Here is a 16,641-nt window from a genome sequence, read left to right on the forward strand (position 1 = left end):
TCAGCCCTGCAGATTGTCGAAGCGGCCATAGATCAGGCCGAACATGCCCACGGCGTAGATGTCGTCGCCGTCGAGCTCGAGAAGCACTTGCGGCAGCGACTGATACGCTTGCCCCGAGATGAAGATCCCGTGCCGGGTCAGATCGAAGGTGGTCAGGTGCAACGGGCAGGGCCCAAGCGCCTTGTCCGCCGCCTGGTAAGTGCCCTGAAGCGGACCGCCCTGGTGGGTGCAGGTATAGTTGAAGGCCACCACGTCCTTTTCGGGGCCGAGGCCACCACCGGCCTCCTTGCCGAGTTTGACAAGGATCGATTCCGCGTATTGCCCCTCATCGGGGTATTCGAAATCGAAGGGCTCATCGACGCTGAGCTCGCTCAGCTTGGCGATGAACTTGCGCGGATAGGTCGAGACCGCCGCGGGGGTCTGCGCCTGAGGCAGGCCGGGGATGCCGACCATCACCACCGTGGTGGCGATCCCGCCCGTGAGCAGGAATTGCCGCCGCGTTTGCAGGCACTTGCGGGTGCCAGCCTTGCTGGCCTCGCCCTCTTCGCCATTGATGGCTGCGAGGATCTTCGGATCTACGTTGCTCATAATCGTGTCTCCTCGTCAGTTCTGCGCGACCGCGGGGAGCGGCTGCATGGAGGGAAGTTCGGGGGGCTCGGGCAGGATCTCGTCGCCCGAAAGGCTGCCCAGGAAGGCCACCAGATCGGCTTTTTCCTCCGCCGTCAGGCCAAGGGGCTGGATCAGCTCGGACTTGTTGGCAGAGAACTCGTTCTCGCCGCCGCCCTGATCGTAGAACTCGACCACGTCCTCGAGGGTCTCGATCATGCCATTATGCATGTAGGGGAAGGTGTAGGCCGTGTAGCGCAGGGACGGCACACGGAACTTGCCCTTGTCGGCCTTCTGCTTGGTGCGGAAATAGAGACCCGGATCGTCCTTGGTCGACCGGTACATCTCCTCCGTGGAGCCCTTGGCATAAAGCTCGAACCGGAAGGTGATCTGGGCCAGCTCGTCCTCTTCCCAGCCGTCATAGGGCGGCACGCCGGTATTGTAGTAACCCTCGTTCGACAAGAGCGGTCCGGAATGGCAGGCGATGCAATTCGCCTTGCCCGCAAAGAGGTCAAGTCCGCGTTTCTGAGCCTCATCAAGGGCTTCGTCATCGCCGTTCATGTAATTGTCGAAGGGCGTATCGGTCTGCACAAGGGTCCGCTGATAGGCGGCGATGGCCATATAGGCATGGCGCACGGACGGCCAGTCATCGCCGAAGACCTCATTGAAGGCCGTGACATATTCCGGCACGAAGGCAAGCCGCGCCTCCATCCCGTCATCCTCGCCATTGCCCGCGACCCCGCCACGGGCGGCCGAGCGGGCCTGATGCTCCAGCGAGCCCGAGGCACCCGCCCAAAAGAGCTTACCGTAATACGCCGAGTTGATGACCGTCTGGCTGTTGCGCCAATGGGTCGTGCCCGGATAGCCGAAGCTGATCCGGTCCTGCACCGCCCAGCCTGCCTCGGGCAGGTGGCAGGCCGAGCAGGGCATCCCGTAGTTGCCCGACAGGATCGGGTCGAAGAACAGCATCTCGCCAAGCGCGACCTTTTCCGGGGTTTGGGGGTTGTCCGCCGGGATCGGCGGCGGCCCGAGCGCGGCGAGTCCTTCGGGGCGCGGGGCGTCCTGAGCCCAGGCACCACTGGCGACGGCCAGGGCGGTGAGGGCGGTGAAAGTGGTTCTGATAGACATCTGGGCCTCCCTCAGTTGTTCACGTTGCGCCAGTCTTCGATCAGCGCGTAATCGAAGTCGTCATCGGGCCAGACATAGGCGTCGGTCTCGAAGCTCTCGCCCGAGAGGGCCTGCAGGAAAGCGACCAGATCGGATTTCTCGGAAGGCACGAGGCCGAGCGGTTCGAGCCGCGGGTCCTTCAAGGCGTCATTGCCGCCCCCGGCGTCGTAGAAATCGACAACCTCTTCGAGGGTCTCGAACACGCCGTTATGCATGTAGGGCGCCGTCCAGGTCAGCTCGCGCAGGGACGGGGTCAGGAAAGAGCGCCGCGTCTCATCCTCATGGGTGCGGATATAGGCGCCGATATCCTCGCGCAGGTTCATGTAATTCGGCACGCCGAAGAACTTGGCATAGGTGACATAGACCGAGTGCCGTTCCGGATCGCTCCAGATGTCGGGATTGTTTGGCACGCCGATATTGTACGGCTGATCATCGGTGTAGCGCACGCCCGCATGGCAGGCGGCGCAGTTGGCCTTGCCCTCGAAAATGTCCTGCCCGCGCAAGGCGGCGGCGGACATCTCGCCGGTATCGATGGGGGCATTGCGCGACTGGATGGTCTTCATGAAATCCATCAGCGCATTGCGCGCCCCGCCATTGGAAGGCTCGGACATGCCGGCGGCTGCGAACATCTCCACATAGACCGGATCCTGCTTCAGCCGCTCCTGCATGATGCGCATGTCCATGTTCATCAGGTAGGTTTCGGTGATCATCTCGCGGGCGACATCGTTGAGGTTCGTCCCCAGCCGCCCGTCATGCATCCACGCATCGCGGAAGCCCACATTGGCGAGCGTCGGCGTGTTGCGGAAATGCGCGCCCCCGGTATAGGCCGCCGAGAGCGGCAGCCCGTCGGTGAAGGCCTTGTCCGGTTGGTGGCACGAGGCGCAGGCCAGCGAGGTGTCGCCCGACAGGCGCGTGTCGTAAAACAGCCTCTTGCCCAGCTCCGCCCGGGCCGCATTGACCTCGAGCGGGGGTTCGGGCGTGGCCGCCTCCTGCGCGGTGGCGGCGCCACCGGCAAGCACAGCTCCTGCCAGTAGGATCCTGAGTATCATCTATGTGCTCCTTGTCCTGGCAAAGGCGGGGCCGGTCCTGTCCCTGACCGGCGGGTCCCGCGCTTTTGTTCAATCTGCTGGGGTGCGGATCCCGACCGGGGTCGGGCTCGCGCTTGGCAAGGGGTCAGACGACGGACGGTTCCGTCGTCTGTATCGGGGCATGATCCGCCATGGATCGCGGAGACGCGGTTGCGGCACGGCGTGGCGCAAACCAGGGGCCTTGCGTGAATGCGCAATGCTGGCAAAGTGTCCTTGGGCGCGTCCCGGTCATGGCTGTCCTCAAAACAGGAGGTCTCACGCCGCAAATCGCAGCGCTTCTGCCGGGCTGGCAGAAGGTCGAAATTCAGGGAGACAAAACCTTGAGTTGAGTGTAGCTCGCGGCGCTCGTGGCGTTGTTTCGCGCCTGCGCCGAGTTGTGACGAAGTGTGACGAGATCTTGCGGCGACCTAATTCAGGTCAAGAAAATCAGGGGGTCGGGATCTTTCCATTATCGATAGCTGTGCGCACTTGTCGCGCAAACAGCACCGGATCTACGGGTTTGCCGAGGATGTTCGGCACCTCGCCGGGCAGATCGATCAGCCGCGGGGGGTATCCGCTGCAAAAGATGACGGGCAATCCGGGGCGGCTGGCTCGAATCGCGGCTGCAAGTTCCAACCCGCTCATATCGGGCATCACCATGTCGGAAATCACCAGATCATAGGCATCCGGGGCGGCGGTGAAGGCCGAGAGCGCCTGACGCGGCGCGGTGAAGGCATCGACCCGGTATCCCAGCCGGAGCAGAAGCCGCCGCAGGGTGCCCGCCACCTCGGCCTCGTCATCCACCAGAAGCACCCTTTCCGAGCCGCGCGGCAGGGTCCGTTCCGCATCCGCCTGCGCGACCGCCACCTCGTTGGCGCGGGGCAGGTAGATGTCGAACCGCGCGCCTGCGCCGGGCGCGGAATCCACGGTAATGACCCCCTCCATCTCTTCGACCAGGCCGAACACCACGGCGAGGCCCAGGCCAGACCCCTTGCCCAGGGGTTTGGTGGTGAAGAACGGATCGAACAGGTGTTTGAGCGTCTGGGGCTGCATGCCCGGTCCGTTGTCGCGGACCTGCAACCGGACCCATGCCACCCGGTCCCGTGCCATATCCTCGGGCGGGGCGTCATCGGTGACGGTGACCTCGACGATGCCTGCCGCGCCGGTCATCGCCTCGGCGGCATTGCGGCACAGGTTCATGATGATCTGATGCAGGTGGGTCGGATCCCCCAGCACCGTCAGCGGCGCGGCGTTGGCCGTGTAGCGCAGCTCCACCAGAGGCGGGATCGAGGCGCGCAGCAGCATCAGCACCTCGGAGACGATCTCGTCCAGCAGCACGGGCTGGCGCTTGCCGGGTTCCCGCCGGGCAAAGGTCAGCAATTCGCGCACGAGGCTTTGCGCCCGACGGGCGGCGATCTCGATCTGGTCGATCTCCTGCGCCAGATCGCTGCCTTCGGGGGCGTCAAGCGCGGCCAGATGGCTCGCCCCGACAATGGTGGTCAGGATGTTGTTGAAATCATGGGCCACGCCCCCGGCGAGCTGGCCCACTGCCTCCAGCTTTTGGGCGCGGACCACGTGATCGCGCGCGCGCCGGGCCTCGGTGATGTCCTCGCCCAGCCCGGCGAAGTTCTGCACCGCGCCCTGTGCATCCAGCAGCGGCAGAAGCGTCGTCTCGGCCCAGTAGCTCGACCCGTCCTTGCGCAGATTGCGGAACACCCCGCGCCAGGTCTCGCCTCGGCCCAGCGTCTCGCGGATCTCGGCATAGGCGTGATCCTCGGTATCGCCCGATTGCAGAAAGGCCGGGGTCTTGCCGTGGATCTCGTCCCGGGACCAGCCGGTCAGGGCTTCGAACTTGGCGTTGGCATACTCGATCCGGCCTTGCGTGTCGGTCATCAGGATCGTCGTCGGGCTCTGCTCTACGATCGTGGTCAAACGCGCCTGCGCCTGCTCCAGCAGGGTGCGCTCCGCCAGTTCCCGGGCGAGCCGGGCGTTCGCCGCGTTCAGATCGCGAAACATCAGATAGAGCAGCCAGCCGATCACCAGAGCGGCCAGAACCAGCGCAGCGATGGACCAGAACCCGATCCAGATCAGCCGGTTGCCCTCGGTGACCGAGGCGAGGATGCGCTGGGTGCTGGCGGCCTGTGCCTCTCGCCAGACCCCTTCGAGCCGGGCGAGGGCGGCCAATGCCTCGGAATCGTCGACCCGAACCAATGCATCCGTGCGCGCCGGGGGCCAGCCGAACCGAGCGGCGGTCTGGGCTTGCGGCAGGGTCTGCTCATAGGCGCTGATCGTGGCGGCGATGGCGTCCAGCGCGTCACGCTCGGACGGGACCAGCGCGAGGGTGCCGTACTCCGCGACCGTCTCGCGGAACTGGGCGATCTGCGCCGTGGTGGCCTGCAGATACACATCCTCCTGCCGCAGCACGAAGTTCTTGAAGTTGTGGATGATGCCGCCATAGCCGAGATAGCCGCGGATCTCGCTGATCAGCGCACCCTTGCGCTCGGCACTCACGGTGTAGCTGTCCCAACTGGCCGAGATTTCGCGGAACTGCGTCCGGGTCTGGAGACCCAGCGTCACCCCGAGCCCGACCGTGACCGAGATCAAGGCGAGCGCCGCCGCGGCGATCCATAAGGGTCGTGTCTGGCGGAGGCTGGGGTCAGGGACACGCATGACGCGAACCATGGCCCTGCCAGACGCCACCGCGCAAGGGTGGAGTGGCAGGCCGCGTCACCACGGAGGGTCAGGGCGCCGATGAAAGAGCATATTGTGATCGTGGATGACGACCAGCAGGTGACGTCCTTCCTCAAGCGGTTCTTCTCGAAACACGGATATCGCGCCACCGGGGTGTCGACCTCGGCGGAGTTGTTCGAGTTGCTGGATCAGCAAGCCGCCGATCTGGTGGTGCTTGACTTGATCCTGCCCGACGAGGATGGGCTCGACGTGGCCCGGCGACTGCAGCAGCACTGGGATGTGCCGATCATCATGCTCTCGGCGCGCGATGAGCTTTATGACCGGATCATCGGGCTGGAGGTCGGGGCCGATGACTATGTGACCAAACCCTATGAGCCGCGTGAGCTTCTGGCGCGGGTGCGCTCGGTCCTGCGCCGGATGCAGCGGCAGGGACACGGGCCGGGCCTCGGGCGCGACGGGATCACCCTCGCCGAGGGGCAGCGCTATCGGTTTGGGCCGGTGGAGTTCGATCTGGTGGCACTGCGGGCGAGCCGGGTCGCGGATGGCCGGAACCTCGAGCTGACAAATACCGAGGCCACGCTGCTCAAGGTCATCATGGCCGGGCAGGGGGATGTGGTCACGCGCAGCGAGATCCTCGATCAGGTCTATGGCAATGCCACCACGATCACCGATCGGGCCATTGATGCCCATATCGTGCGGCTGCGGCGCAAGCTGGCGCTGGCCTCGCCCGATGCGGACCTGATCGTCACCGTCCACGGGGCGGGGTACCGGCTCGCGGCCGCCGTTCTGCCCGCGCCCGCCAAGCCGGCCCCGCGGGTCGAGATGGGCGACGCGCTGCGGACCTGATCCCGGCGCGCTTGCGCTGGTGCCGCGCGCGGGGTTTGCTAGACTTGTCGCGGAGCAGAGCGCCGGCAGAGGAACAGTCAATTGAGCCAAGAGACCGAGAGCTGGATCGCGCGTTTCGCCGGGCTGGCCGCCTTGCCCGCGGATCTGCGCCGTGCGCTGGTGGCGGGCAGCCGGATCCTGTCCGTGCCCGAAGGGACCGAGGTCTTTGCCCCGGGCCAGTCCCCGGATCACCTGCTGCTGCTGCTGGAGGGCTCGGTGCGCGTGCAGCAAGTCTCCGATACCGGGCGGGAGGTGTTTCTCTACCGGGTGCATGCCGGGGAGAGCTGCGTTCTGACAACGGCTTGCATGCTGGCCTTCGAGGAATACGCGGCCTTCGGTGTTGCCGAAACCCCGGTCCGGGCGGTGGCGATCCCGCGCGGTACCTTTGACGATCTGACCGCGCGCTCGGAGGTCTTTCGTCAGTTTGTCTTCAAGGCCTATTCCCGGCGCATCACGGATCTCTTCTCGCTGATCGACAGCATCGTGTTCCAGCGCATGGATGTCCGGCTTGCCGCGCGGCTGCTGGAGCTGGCCGATGGCGACGGGGTCGTGCGCGCAACCCATCAGGTGCTCAGCACCGAGCTTGGCACGGCGCGCGAGGTCATCTCGCGTACCCTGGCGGAGTTTCAGCGCCGGGGCTGGGTCGTGCAACGGCGCGGCGCGGTGGAGCTTGTGGGCGCCGAAGCGCTGGAGCGGATGAGCCGCGCCTCCGGCGCGCGGTAGGAGCGACTGGCGGGCATGAAAAAGCCGCCCGGGATGCGGGCGGCTTTCGCGATGTCGGTCTTCTGCGGCCTTAGCCGATGATGGCGTTCAGCGCCGCGCTCGGGCGCATGACGGCGGCCACCTTGGCCGGGTCGCCATGGTAGTAACCACCCAGATCCGCCGGGCTGCCCGCCCCGGCCGACAGCTCGGCAAGGATGGTCTCTTCCTGAGCGGCCAGTTGCTCGGCCACGGGCGCGAAATGGGCGGCTAGCTCGGCATCGTCGGTTTGCGCGGCCAGCGCCTCGGCCCAGTAGCGGGCGAACCAGTAATGGCTGGCGCGGTTGTCCGGCTGACCGACCTTACGGCCCGGGGAGCGGTCGAATTCCAGCACTTTCTGCGTTGCGGCCTCGATCCCTGCGGCGAGCACGGCGGCCTTGGCATTGTCATGGGTCTGGGCCAGGAAGGCGAAGCTTTCACCCAGGGCACAGAACTCGCCAAGGCTGTCCCAGCGCAGGTGGTTCTCTTCCATCAACTGCTGGACATGCTTGGGGGCCGAGCCGCCCGCACCGGTCTCGAACAACCCGCCGCCCTGCATCAGCTTGACGATGGACAGCATCTTGGCCGAGGTGCCCAGTTCGAGGATCGGGAAAAGGTCGGTGAGATAGTCGCGCAGCACGTTGCCGGTGATCGCGATGGTGTTCTCGCCCTTGGTGATCGTCTCGAGGCTGGCAACGGTGGCCTCTGCCGGGGACATGATCTCGAACTTGTCGGCCACGCCGGCGGCTTCGAGGATCGGGGTGACATACTTGATCAGCTCGGCATCATGGCCACGGGTCGCGTCGAGCCAGAAGATCGCCCGGTAGCCGGTCAGGGCCTGACGCTGGATCGCGACATTCACCCAATCCTCGATCGGTGCTTTCTTCGTGGTGCAGGAGCGCCAGATATCGCCCTTCTGGACTGTGTGGGCGTGTAGGACATCGCCATTGGCCGCGATCATCCGCATGGTGCCGTCAGCCGCCGCCTCGAAGGTGGTCGGGTGGGAGCCGTATTCTTCGGCCTTCTGCGCCATCAGGCCGAGGTTTTGCACGGTTCCGGCGGTGGTGACGTCGAGCTTGCCGTTCTTCTTGAAGAAATTGATCGCCTCGTCATAGACCGGCGCGTAGCTCGAATCCGGGATCACGCAGACCGTATCGGCCTCGCCGCCATCCGGGCCCCAGCCCTTGCCGCCCGCGCGGATCACGGCGGGCATGGAGGCGTCGATGATCACATCCGAAGGGACGTGCAGGTTGGTGATGCCCTTGTCGGAGTTCACCATGTACATCGGGGGCTGCTTGGCCAGAACCGCCTGGTAGTCGGCCAGAACCGCGTCCGAAGCTCCGTCGAGCACGGTACCCATCCCACCGCGCGCGGCGGCGGCCAGATCCGGGTGCTTGGCGAAGAGCTCTTCGAAGAAGATCTCGACCGCATGGCCGAAGAGGATCGGGTCCGAGACCTTCATCATCGTCGCCTTGAGGTGCAGCGACCACAGGACGCCGTCCTCTTTCTGGGTCGCGGCGATGGTTTCGGCGAGGAAGCTGCGCAGGGCGGCGGCGGACATGAAGGTCGCGTCCACAACGGTGCCTTCGGGCAGGGCGATGCCCTCTTTCAGCACGGTTACGCCATCGGGGCCTTCGAATTCGATCCGCGCATCGCCAGCCTGCGCGGCAGTGACGGTGGTCGAGGTCTCGTTGGAGCGGAAGTCATTCTGCCCCATGGTCATGACGGTGGTCTTGCTGTCCGAAGACCATGCGCCCATCCGATGCGGGTTGGCCTGAGCGAAGTTCTTGACCGCCTGCGCGGCGCGGCGGTCCGAGTTGCCCTCGCGCAGCACGGGGTTCACGGCCGAGCCCTTGACCGCGTCATAGGCTGCCTTGATCTTCTCTTCTTCCGGGGTGGACGGGCTGGCCGGGTAGGAGGGCACGTCATGGCCCTGCGCCTGCAGCTCGGCGATGGCCGCATCGAGCTGGGGCTGAGAGGCCGAGATATTCGGCAGCTTGATGACATTCGCTTCGGGCGTCTTCACCAGACCACCGAGCTCTGCCAGTTGGTCCTGTGCGCCGGCAACGGCGGCAAGGATCCGGCCAGCAAGGCTGATGTCCCGGGTGCCCACGGACACGCCCGCAGGTGCGGCGAAGGCCTGGATGATCGGCAGGAGCGACGCGCTCGCCAGCTCGGGTGCCTCGTCAACGGTGGTGTACACGATATCCGGGTTCGTTTGATCGGCCATAGTCAGTTACCTTCCGGCGAAAGTGGATCAGGTCCGCGCCGAGGCCTGCGCCCCGGGCACGCGCATGTGAGCAGTCAGCAATCGTTCCGTACACGACGGTATACGATCGTCACAGACCGCCTAAATCAGCCCTGATGCGAGATCAACCGGACAAACGCGCGCGGGGGGCGGAAATGCGCTTTGCAGGGCGATGGGCGCAGGCGCGCGGGCCCGATCTGCCTCAGCTCTGGGCGATCCGCGCATCCGCGTCGATCTCGACCCGGTAACCGCCGATGAGCCCCGCCACCACCACCAGCGTGTTGGCGGGCTTGATTGCGCCAAAGACCTGGCCATGGGCTTCGGAGATCGCGTCCACATCCGCCGGGTCGGTGATATAGATGCGCGTGCGGATCACATCTTCGATGGATCCGCCCAGAGCGGCAAGGCTCGCCGCGATGCGGTCGAGGATGAAGGTCGTCTGCGCCCCGGCATCCTCGGGCGCGACCACCCGGTCGCTGCCGGCAGTGGCCGTGGTGCCCGAGATCGAGACGATCTCGCCGTCCCGTCGCGCCCGGGCATAGCCGGCGATGTCTTCCCATTTCGTGCCCGTCACCACATGGGGGCCGCGCAGCCCGTCCGAGGCGCGCACGGCCCGGGGCATCTCCGCAAGGTGATGGCTCAGATCCCCGGACGCGGTCAGGAAGGGCGGCACCCGGTATTCATCGCCGCAATCCCCGGGGACCATCTGCGTGCCCTCGAAGGCGGCGTCCAGCACCGCGTGATCCTCCGCGCTCAGTGAAAACCCGAAGAGCTGCGCATTGTCCGCAATATGCGCCCTCTCACCGAGCCGCGCGCCGATGATCACACCGGCCACATGAGGCTGTTCCAGCACCCAGCGCGTGGCGACATTCGGGATCGAGACCCCATGCCGGTCCGCCACGGTCTTGGCCGCGCGCAGGATCCCCTGGAACCCGTCCCAACCCCCGGCCGCATCGATGAAGCGGTGATACTTCATCTTGCTCCAGTCGGTGATTTCCGCAGGTTCGGGCTGGTCCAGCCAGCGTTCGGACAGAAACCCGCCGCAGAGCGTGCCATAGGCCAGCAACCGCACACCGAGATCGGCGCAGGTCGCGGCCAGCGGTCCTGCCGCCCGGCGATCCAGCAGCGAAAAGGAGACCTGATTGCTGATCAGCGGCACGCCATCGGCCACGGCCACGCGCAGATGGGCCGCGTCGAAATTGGTTACCCCGATCTCGGCGATCAGCCCTTCGCGGCGCAGAGCAGCCAGCTGATGCAGCGCGTCGAGCCATGCGGGATGCTCGAAGCTCCACCAGTGAAACTGCAGGAGGTCCACCTGCGCCACGCCCAGCCGCTCCATCCGTTCGAGCACACCCGCGCGCACGATCTCGGCGGTCATCGGGCCCGGGGGCGGGCACCATTTCGTGGCCACCATGGTCGGCGGTTCCGGGGCGCGGGCCAGAAGGCGCCCGGCAATGATCTCGGCGCTGCCATAATGGTCCGCCATGTCGAAACTGGTGAACCCCGCCGCGTGATAGGCGGCCAGATGATCGGCGGCGGTCTCGGGGTCGAGGGTCGTGCCGTCCTTTTCCATATCGGCCACCTGCCACAGGCCGGTAAGGGCGCGGCTGATGCGCAACTGGCCGAGATCGGTTTCGTCGGGGCGGGTCATGTCTTGTCCTCTGGTAGAAGCACCCGGAAACTGCGGGCGATATCCTGGCGCAAGGCCGTTTGCGCGGCGTCCCGTGCGCCCGCGCGCAGGGCGGCGATGATCTCCACATGGTGGGTGTGCTGGGCGATCTGGCGGGCGTCCTCATGCTGCATCACCAGATGCAGGCAGGCCCCGTATTGCAGCCAGAGCGCTTCGATCAGCGGAAGGATCACCGTGCTCTGGGACTGGCGATAGAGCGTCAGGTGGAAGTCGTAATTCTGCTGCAGGTCAGGTTCGGGGCCTTGTGGCGTGGCCAGAATCGCCTCGAGCCGGTCGATCAGGGCCGGGTCCATCCGGTCCATGCTGAGATCCAGCGCAAGGGCCTCGAGCGTTTCGCGCGCGCTCTTCAGCTCGCGGATCCGCGCCGTATCTAGCGGCGGCACCATGAGCGAGCGGTTCGGCATATCCACCAGCGCGCCCTCCGCCACGAGCCGCCGCACGGCCTCGCGCACGGGGGTCATCGAGGTCCCGAGCATATCCGCCAGTGTTCGCAGGCTGACCTGATCCCCGGGCCCGAACTCGCCGCGCGTGAATGCGCCGCGCAGCTCCTGATAGACGGTGTCGCGCAGGCTGGTCGGGTCGATCCGGGCGATGTTGAGCGCGCACATGGGGCGGACCTCTCGGGCACGGGACGGGGCTTCAGGTGGAGCATAGGGCGATTGACACGTCAAGAATAACCTATCTACGATAACATATCACAGTTCGCGACCGGCAGGGGTGGATGCAGGATCACAAGACCGAAGACGGCGTCTGGCTCTACGACCTGCGCGTGGAGACCGTGCTCGACCCGGACCGACCGCCGGTCTGCCGCCATGTGGCGGGGGAGAGTTTCCGCGTCGAAGGCGAAGCACTTGTCTTCGAGGCCGGGCAGCGGGTCTCGATGTATGCGCTCGCCGCGCTCCTGCCGCTCTTGCCCGCCAAGCAGCGCGAGACCGCACCCGGGGACTGGATGTCCACGGATGCCGAAGTGGCCTGCCCGGATCCCCATTGCGGCGGGCGGTTCCGCATTACGCGCGAGGCCAAGCGTTGGTTCGCCCATGCCGAGACCACGGGCCTGCCCGAGGCGCGCGGCTCCCCCTATTGGACAAAGGACAGGCCATGAGCGCGGTTGAAACGATCGCCTTGCGCCCGGATCACGAGATCTCGCGCGTGATCAAGGGCGGCTGGCAGCTTGCCGGGGATCATGGGGCGGTGGACCGCGCCACGGCGATCCGCGACATGGAAGCCTTTCTCGATGCGGGGATCACCACCTTCGATTGCGCCGATATCTATGTGGGCGTCGAAGAGATGATTGGCCAGTTCATCGCCGATCTGCGCCAGCGCCGTGGCGCCTCGGTCGCGGGGCAGGTCAAGGTCCATACCAAGCTCGTGCCCGATCTCGGAAGGTTGGCCGAGCTGCGCCCCGAGGAGGTGATGGCGATCATCGACCGCTCGCTCCGGCGGCTGCAGGTGGAGCGTCTCGATCTGGTGCAGTTCTTCTGGTGGGACATGACGCAAGGCGTGCCGACCGAGGCGCTTGCGGTGCTCAAGGCCGCGCAGGCCGACGGGAAGATCGGCCATCTGGGCGTCACCAACTGGGATATCGCCGAGACCGCGCAATTCGTGGAGGCCGGGTTCGACCTGATCTCGACGCAAGTGCAGTATTCGGTGCTCGACCCGCGCCCGCGCAACGGGTTGACCGAGTGGGCCGCCGCGCAGGACATCCAGCTTTTGTGCTATGGCAGTCTGGCGGGCGGGTTTCTCACCGAGGACTGGTTGGGCGCGCCGGATCCCGGGTTCGAGTTTCAGAACCGCTCGCTCATCAAGTACCGCCTGATCATCGACGAGTTCGGCCCTTGGGCGCGGTTTCAGGATCTTCTGCGCGTGCTGCGCGAGATCGGGGCCAACCATGGGGTCGGGTTGAGCGCGGTCGCCACGCGCTATGTGCTCGACCAGCCGCAGGTCGGCGCGGCCATCGTCGGGGCGCGCTATGCACGGCATCTGCCGCGCACGCTCGAAGTCTTCGGCTGGACGCTGGATGCCGAAGACCGTGCCGCGCTGGACGCGATCCTGTCCCTGGCCAAGGGACCCAAAGGGCCGGTCTACGGGTTGGAGCGGGACCGCTCCGGACGCCATGGCCGGATCATGAAATACAACCTCAACACCAAGCCCGATGACGCGGTGCTGGGGGCAGGCACGTGAGCGCGCCGATCCTCGCCACGCGCGGGCTGTCGCATTTCTTTGGCCCGTTTCAGGCGCTGAATGATGTGTCGCTCGAGATCACGCCAGGCAGCATGACCGGGCTGATCGGGCCGAACGGCGCGGGCAAGTCGACCCTGTTCAACGTGCTCACCGGGGCGTTGCGCCCGAGCGCGGGGCAGGTCCTGCTGGAGGGCGCGGAGGTGACGGGCCATACGCCCGACGCGCTGTTCCGGGCCGGGCTTGCGCGCAGTTTCCAGATCCCGCGCCCCTTTGCGCGGATGACCGTGCTTGAGAATGTCATGCTCGCGCCCATGGCACAGGTGGGCGAGCGGCTCTGGGGCGCGTTTCTGAGCGCCAAGGCCATGCGGCGGCAGGAGGAAGAGATCCGCGCCCGCGCCATGGAGGTGCTGGACTTCGTGACCCTCGCCAAGCTTGCCGATCAGGCCGCCGGGCAGATCTCAGGCGGGCAGATGAAGCTGCTGGAACTGGCGCGGGTGCTGATGGGGGATCCGGCGGTGATCCTGCTGGATGAGCCCGCCGCGGGGGTGAACCCGGTGCTGACCGAGGTGCTCATCGACAAGATCGAGACCCTGAACCGGGCGGGCAAGACCTTTGTCATCATCGAACATGACATGGATTTCGTCATGCGCCACTGCACACCGATCATCGCGCTGGGACAGGGGCGGGTGATCTTCGAGGGCACGCCCGAGGATGCGCTGGCCGATCCGGTGCTGCTCGACGCCTATCTCGGGGCGCAGGCCGATGGCTGACGCTCTGCGGATTACCGGGCTGGTGGCGGGGTATCGCCCGCATCTGCCGATCCTGCACGGGGTCGACCTGCGCGCGGCGGCGGGCAAGGTGACCGTGATCATCGGTCCCAACGGGGCGGGCAAATCCACGCTGATCAAGGCGGTGGCGGGGCTCGTTCCGGTCTCGTACGGGGTGATCACCACCGAGGCGGAGACGATCACCAATCTGCGCCCGGACCTGCTGGCGCGCCATGGCGTGGCCTATGTCCCGCAATCGGACAACATCTTTCGAACTCTGACCGTGCGCGAGAACCTCGACCTCGTCCTGCGCCACGCGGGGCGCGAGACCGGCGACCGGCGCGCGGCCCTGCTGCGTCAATTCCCGGTTCTGGCCGACAAGCTGAGCGACAAGGCCGGCGCCCTTTCGGGCGGGCAGCGTCAGTTCCTCGCCGTGGCCATGGCCTTGGCCACCGAGCCGCGACTGGTGCTGATGGACGAACCCTCCGCCGGGCTGGCCCCAAAGGCCGCGCAGGAAGTACTGGAGCACGCGCGCAGCCTGACCGAGCGCGGGGTCACGATCCTGCTGGTGGAGCAGAACGTGAAACAGGCCCTGCGCCTGTCGGATCACTGCTACATCCTTGCCGATGGCCGAAACCAGCTTGACGGGGCGGCGGCGGATCTGCTGACCGATCCGGTGGTCGGGCAGATTTATCTCGGAGGCAAGCGGGTGGCGGCGTCATGATCCAGCATCTGCTCGACGGTATTCTTGTGGGCGCGATCCTGTCTCTGGGCGCGATCGGTCTGACCATGACCATGCATATGCTGCGCTTTGCCAATTTCGCCCACGCGGAGCTTCTGTCTATCGGGGCCTATGCGGCGGTGGTCTTTGACGGGCTCTTTGCCGCCCTGCTGCCGCAGCTGGATGCGGCGCTGCCGATGCTGAGCCTGACCTGGACGCTGAGCCTCGCCACGGTGCTGAGCATGGTCCTCACCGGCCTGTCAGCCATCGCCATAGACCGGCTGGTCTTTCGCCGGGTGCGCGAGAAGGGCGGCGAGCTATCGATGGTCTTTGCGTCCTTTGGGGTGGCGATGGTGATCCGCAACCTTCTGGGCCTTGGCTTCGGGCTGAACACACGGCTTTACTCGGACGAGATCGTCTTCGCCCAAGTGCTGAGCTATGACCCGCTGGTGCTGGTCAAGCCCGATCAGGTCTTTGCGCTGGTCGCGGCGCTGGTTTTGATGTTCGTGCTGCATCTGGTGCTGTCGCGGACGACCTTCGGGTTTTCCCTGCGCGCGGTGGCCGAGAACCCGAGCCTCGCGCAGGTCTCGGGCATCAATCTGCAGCGCATGGTGGCGCTGATCTGGATCATCGGGGGCAGCCTCGCCGCCGTGGCGGGGATCTTTTACGGGCTCACGAACCAGATCACCCCGGTGATCGGGCGCGATCTGGTGCTGCCGATTTTTGCGGCGACCATCGTCGGCGGGATCGGATCGATCTATGGCGCGGTGCTGGGCGGGTTCCTTGTCGGGATTGCTGCGAACCTCGCATTGGTGATCCTGCCCTCGGGTTACAGCCCCTCGGTGCCTTTTCTCATTCTTGTGCTGGTGCTGGTCCTGCGGCCCCATGGGCTCTTTGGGGAGGCGCGGGAGACATGATCGGCCTGCTATCCTACCTCGTCTTTTTCAGCACGCTGGCGGGCATCCTCGCCATCGCGGTGCTGGGTCTGAACCTGCAATGGGGCAATACGGGGCTCTTTAATGGCGGGGTGGTCGCGTTTTTCGGCGCGGGCGGCTACGCGACGCTGATCCTCGGAGGCGCGCCGCAGACCGCCCATCTGGGGGGCTATGACCTGCCTTATGGGCTGGCCTTGGGCGGCGGCATCCTGATCGCAGGGCTCTTGGCCTGGGGCGTCGGGTTGCTGACCCTCCGCCTGCGCCATGATTATCTGGCGATTGCCACGTTCGGCGTCGCCGTGGCGTTTGAGAACCTCGTGCGCAATGCGCAAGGGCTGGCCGGGGGCGCGTCGGGTGTGCGCGGGTTCGAGCGGCCGCTGAGCGACCTGCTCGGAGCAGGGCTCAGCTATAACATCGCCTTTCTGGCCTTCGTGCTAACGGCGCTGATCCTGACCTATCTCGGGCTGGAGCGGTTGATCCGTGGCCCGTTCGGGCGGCTTCTGCGGGCGATCCGCGAGGATGAAACCGCGGCCCGCGCGCTGGGCAAGACGCCGGACCGCGTGCGCCTCGTCGCGTTCATCGCGGGGTCGGTCATCATGGGGCTGGCCGGGGGGCTCTATGCCACCTTCTATGCCTTCATCAGCCCGCAGGATGTCTTGCCGATCCTGACATTCCAGATCTGGGCGATGCTCATCGTCGGCGGGGCGGGCAACAACCGCGGGGCCATCGCGGGGGCGTTCCTGATCTGGGGTGCCTGGACCGCGAGCGGCTGGGCCCTGTCGCGGTTCGCGCCCGTTGAGGTGCAGCTTTACACCGGGTCGATCCAGTTCGTGCTGATCGGCCTTGTCATCGTCGGCATGTTGCTCTGGCGGCCTCAGGGCCTGTTCCCGGAGCGGCTTGTCGTGTCACAATCGGGACAACCCGACAGATAAAAACCAGGGAGAC

The 16,641-nt window shown here is 66.0% G+C and carries 15 protein-coding genes; 8 read left to right on the top strand and 7 right to left on the bottom strand.

The genetic code is table 11. The features are described from left to right. The 4 genes from ACP15I_RS01365 to ACP15I_RS01380 all read right to left on the bottom strand — a co-directional run bounded on the left by ACP15I_RS01365 (position 1) and on the right by ACP15I_RS01380 (position 5,510). Positions 1-588, bottom strand: coding sequence for an arsenate reductase (azurin) small subunit (locus ACP15I_RS01365; protein WP_424973590.1), 588 nt, complete (start codon positions 586-588; stop codon positions 1-3). Between the two features lie 15 nt (positions 589-603). Then, complete coding sequence (locus ACP15I_RS01370) at positions 604-1,734, bottom strand: cytochrome-c peroxidase (RefSeq protein ID WP_424973591.1); 1,131 nt, start codon at positions 1,732-1,734, stop codon at positions 604-606. Between the two features lie 11 nt (positions 1,735-1,745). Continuing rightward, complete coding sequence (locus tag ACP15I_RS01375; RefSeq protein WP_424973592.1) at positions 1,746-2,822, bottom strand: cytochrome-c peroxidase; 1,077 nt, start codon at positions 2,820-2,822, stop codon at positions 1,746-1,748. Between the two features lie 465 nt (positions 2,823-3,287). Next, on the bottom strand, positions 3,288-5,510 hold the full coding sequence (locus tag ACP15I_RS01380; RefSeq protein WP_424973593.1) for a hybrid sensor histidine kinase/response regulator: 2,223 nt from the start codon (positions 5,508-5,510) through the stop codon (positions 3,288-3,290). An 81-nt stretch (positions 5,511-5,591) separates the two neighbouring features. Here ACP15I_RS01380 and ACP15I_RS01385 point away from each other — a divergent pair, with 81 nt between their 5' ends. After that, positions 5,592-6,377, top strand: coding sequence for a response regulator transcription factor (locus tag ACP15I_RS01385; RefSeq protein WP_424973594.1), 786 nt, complete (start codon positions 5,592-5,594; stop codon positions 6,375-6,377). Positions 6,378-6,458: 81 nt separating this feature from the next. Then, positions 6,459-7,139: a Crp/Fnr family transcriptional regulator gene (locus tag ACP15I_RS01390; RefSeq protein WP_424973595.1), complete on the top strand. Its 681-nt coding sequence runs from the start codon at positions 6,459-6,461 to the stop codon at positions 7,137-7,139. Between the two features lie 70 nt (positions 7,140-7,209). Here ACP15I_RS01390 and ACP15I_RS01395 read toward each other — a convergent pair whose 3' ends face one another. The 3 genes from ACP15I_RS01395 to ACP15I_RS01405 all read right to left on the bottom strand — a co-directional run bounded on the left by ACP15I_RS01395 (position 7,210) and on the right by ACP15I_RS01405 (position 11,700). Continuing rightward, positions 7,210-9,384, bottom strand: a complete 2,175-nt coding sequence (locus ACP15I_RS01395; protein ID WP_424973596.1) for an NADP-dependent isocitrate dehydrogenase — start codon at positions 9,382-9,384, stop codon at positions 7,210-7,212. Positions 9,385-9,604: 220 nt separating this feature from the next. Next, positions 9,605-11,053: an aldo/keto reductase gene (locus ACP15I_RS01400; RefSeq protein WP_424973597.1), complete on the bottom strand. Its 1,449-nt coding sequence runs from the start codon at positions 11,051-11,053 to the stop codon at positions 9,605-9,607. Then, positions 11,050-11,700: a GntR family transcriptional regulator gene (locus tag ACP15I_RS01405; RefSeq protein ID WP_424964754.1), complete on the bottom strand. Its 651-nt coding sequence runs from the start codon at positions 11,698-11,700 to the stop codon at positions 11,050-11,052. The genes ACP15I_RS01400 and ACP15I_RS01405 overlap by 4 nt, the downstream gene beginning before the upstream one ends. Before the next feature lie 113 nt (positions 11,701-11,813). Here ACP15I_RS01405 and ACP15I_RS01410 point away from each other — a divergent pair, with 113 nt between their 5' ends. Genes ACP15I_RS01410 through ACP15I_RS01435 form a run of 6 tightly spaced genes read left to right on the top strand, consistent with a single transcriptional unit; the run spans position 11,814 to position 16,628 of the window. Then, entirely contained in the window at positions 11,814-12,194 is a 381-nt protein-coding gene (locus ACP15I_RS01410; protein WP_424973598.1) for a TIGR04076 family protein, read from the top strand. Further along, positions 12,191-13,273, top strand: coding sequence for an aldo/keto reductase (locus ACP15I_RS01415; RefSeq protein WP_424973599.1), 1,083 nt, complete (start codon positions 12,191-12,193; stop codon positions 13,271-13,273). Before ACP15I_RS01410 ends, ACP15I_RS01415 begins: the two co-directional genes overlap by 4 nt. Continuing rightward, positions 13,270-14,043 (top strand): ABC transporter ATP-binding protein, encoded by a 774-nt coding sequence (locus tag ACP15I_RS01420; protein ID WP_424973600.1) that lies wholly within the window; start codon positions 13,270-13,272, stop codon positions 14,041-14,043. The genes ACP15I_RS01415 and ACP15I_RS01420 overlap by 4 nt, the downstream gene beginning before the upstream one ends. After that, positions 14,036-14,764, top strand: coding sequence for an ABC transporter ATP-binding protein (locus ACP15I_RS01425; protein WP_424973601.1), 729 nt, complete (start codon positions 14,036-14,038; stop codon positions 14,762-14,764). The genes ACP15I_RS01420 and ACP15I_RS01425 overlap by 8 nt, the downstream gene beginning before the upstream one ends. Continuing rightward, complete coding sequence (locus ACP15I_RS01430) at positions 14,761-15,678, top strand: branched-chain amino acid ABC transporter permease (protein ID WP_424973602.1); 918 nt, start codon at positions 14,761-14,763, stop codon at positions 15,676-15,678. Before ACP15I_RS01425 ends, ACP15I_RS01430 begins: the two co-directional genes overlap by 4 nt. Continuing rightward, a complete protein-coding gene (locus ACP15I_RS01435) occupies positions 15,675-16,628 on the top strand; it encodes a branched-chain amino acid ABC transporter permease (RefSeq protein ID WP_424973603.1) in 954 nt (317 codons plus the stop codon). The genes ACP15I_RS01430 and ACP15I_RS01435 overlap by 4 nt, the downstream gene beginning before the upstream one ends. The last annotated feature ends 13 nt before the right edge of the window (positions 16,629-16,641 follow it).

Source organism: Dinoroseobacter sp. S124A (assembly GCF_049801015.1).
In the GTDB taxonomy this organism is placed as follows: domain Bacteria; phylum Pseudomonadota; class Alphaproteobacteria; order Rhodobacterales; family Rhodobacteraceae; genus Dinoroseobacter.

Bases quoted from the DNA above. Each gene is read 5' to 3' on its own strand.
- ACP15I_RS01365 (WP_424973590.1), bottom strand. From the start codon at position 588: ATGAGCAACGTAGATCCGAAGATCCTCGCAGCCATCAATGGCGAAGAG.
- ACP15I_RS01370 (WP_424973591.1), bottom strand. From the start codon at position 1,734: ATGTCTATCAGAACCACTTTCACCGCCCTCACCGCCCTGGCCGTCGCC.
- ACP15I_RS01375 (WP_424973592.1), bottom strand. From the start codon at position 2,822: ATGATACTCAGGATCCTACTGGCAGGAGCTGTGCTTGCCGGTGGCGCC.
- ACP15I_RS01380 (WP_424973593.1), bottom strand. From the start codon at position 5,510: ATGCGTGTCCCTGACCCCAGCCTCCGCCAGACACGACCCTTATGGATC.
- ACP15I_RS01385 (WP_424973594.1), top strand. From the start codon at position 5,592: ATGAAAGAGCATATTGTGATCGTGGATGACGACCAGCAGGTGACGTCC.
- ACP15I_RS01395 (WP_424973596.1), bottom strand. From the start codon at position 9,384: ATGGCCGATCAAACGAACCCGGATATCGTGTACACCACCGTTGACGAG.
- ACP15I_RS01400 (WP_424973597.1), bottom strand. From the start codon at position 11,053: ATGACCCGCCCCGACGAAACCGATCTCGGCCAGTTGCGCATCAGCCGC.
- ACP15I_RS01405 (WP_424964754.1), bottom strand. From the start codon at position 11,700: ATGTGCGCGCTCAACATCGCCCGGATCGACCCGACCAGCCTGCGCGAC.
- ACP15I_RS01410 (WP_424973598.1), top strand. From the start codon at position 11,814: ATGCAGGATCACAAGACCGAAGACGGCGTCTGGCTCTACGACCTGCGC.
- ACP15I_RS01415 (WP_424973599.1), top strand. From the start codon at position 12,191: ATGAGCGCGGTTGAAACGATCGCCTTGCGCCCGGATCACGAGATCTCG.
- ACP15I_RS01425 (WP_424973601.1), top strand. From the start codon at position 14,036: ATGGCTGACGCTCTGCGGATTACCGGGCTGGTGGCGGGGTATCGCCCG.
- ACP15I_RS01430 (WP_424973602.1), top strand. From the start codon at position 14,761: ATGATCCAGCATCTGCTCGACGGTATTCTTGTGGGCGCGATCCTGTCT.
- ACP15I_RS01435 (WP_424973603.1), top strand. From the start codon at position 15,675: ATGATCGGCCTGCTATCCTACCTCGTCTTTTTCAGCACGCTGGCGGGC.